The sequence below is a fragment of the Burkholderia alba genome, assembly GCF_034721475.1.
In the GTDB taxonomy this organism is placed as follows: domain Bacteria; phylum Pseudomonadota; class Gammaproteobacteria; order Burkholderiales; family Burkholderiaceae; genus Burkholderia; species Burkholderia alba.
In genome coordinates this window covers 1-1,409 of record NZ_JAWJWL010000134.1, presented here as the reverse complement: position 1 = coordinate 1,409, position 1,409 = coordinate 1, and the positions used below count along the sequence as shown (strand labels likewise).

1 protein-coding gene is annotated in these 1,409 nt (G+C 58.1%); it reads right to left on the bottom strand.

Going from position 1 to position 1,409, the window contains the following annotated elements:
* Positions 1-1,409: hypothetical protein (locus RZR99_RS32815; RefSeq protein WP_323123828.1), on the bottom strand; the 1,409-nt coding region annotated here is incomplete at both ends.

The window sequence follows — 1,409 nt, the reverse complement described above, 5'->3', positions numbered from 1 at the left end:
ACGAGTTCGATCACGTCGTTGTCCACGTCGACTTCGACAGGACTGTCGAGCGCGAACAGCTCGATTACTTCTTTGTCAACGTCGACCTCGACGGGCCTGAGCACGGCAACGAGCGGAATTACCTCGCTGTCGACAGGGCTGAGCACGACCAACAGTACGGTGACATCGCTGTCGTCGTCCACCTCAACTGGGCTGTCGACGGCCACGAGTTCGATTACGTCGTTATCCACATCGACTTCGACAGGACTGTCGAGCGCGAACAGTTCGATTACTTCTTTGTCGACGTCGACCTCAACTGGGTTGAGCACGGCGACGAGTGGAATCACCTCGCTGTCGACGGGGCTGAGCACGACCAAGAGCACGGTGACATCGTTGTCGTCGTCAACGTCGACTGGGTTGTCGACGGCGACGAGTTCGATTACTTCTTTGTCGACGTCGACCTCAACTGGGTTGAGCACGGCGACGAGTGGAATCACCTCGCTGTCGACGGGGCTGAGCACGACCAATAGCACGGTGACATCGTTGTCGTCGTCAACGTCGACTGGGTTGTCGACGGCGACGAGTTCGATTACTTCTTTGTCGACGTCGACCTCGACGGGCCTGAGCACGGCAACGAGCGGAATTACCTCGCTGTCGACGGGGTTGAGCACGACTAATAGCACGGTCACATCACTGTCGTCGTCCACCTCAACTGGGCTGTCGAGTTCCACGAGTTCGATTACGTCGTTATCCACATCGACTTCGACAGGACTGTCGAGCGCGAACAGGTCGATTACTTCTTTGTCGACGTCGACGTCGACGGGCCTGCGCACGGCGACGAGCGGAATTACCTCGCTGTCGACAGGGCTGAGCACGACCAATAGCACGGTGACATCGTTGTCGTCGTCCACGTCGACCGGATTGTCGACGGCGACGAGTTCGATCACGTCGTTGTCCACGTCCACATCGACGGGTCTTTCAAGCGCGAACAGTTCGATTACTTCTTTGTCGACATCGACCTCAACGGGGTTGAGCACGGCGACAAGCGGAATCACGTCGCTGTCGACCGGTCTGAGCACGACCAATAGCACGGTGACGTCGTTGTCGTCGTCCACGTCGACGGGGTTGTCGACCGCCACGAGTTCGATTACGTCGTTGTCCACGTCGACATCGACGGGACTGTCGAGCGCGAACAGCTCGATTACTTCTTTGTCGACATCGACCTCAACGGGGTTGAGCACGGCGACAAGCGGAATCACGTCGCTGTCGACCGGTCTGAGCACGACCAATAGCACGGTGACGTCGTTGTCGTCGTCCACGTCGACGGGGTTGTCGACCGCCACGAGTTCGATTACGTCGTTGTCCACGTCGACATCGACGGGACTGTCGAGCGCGAACAGCTCGATTACTTCTTTGTCGACGTCGACGTC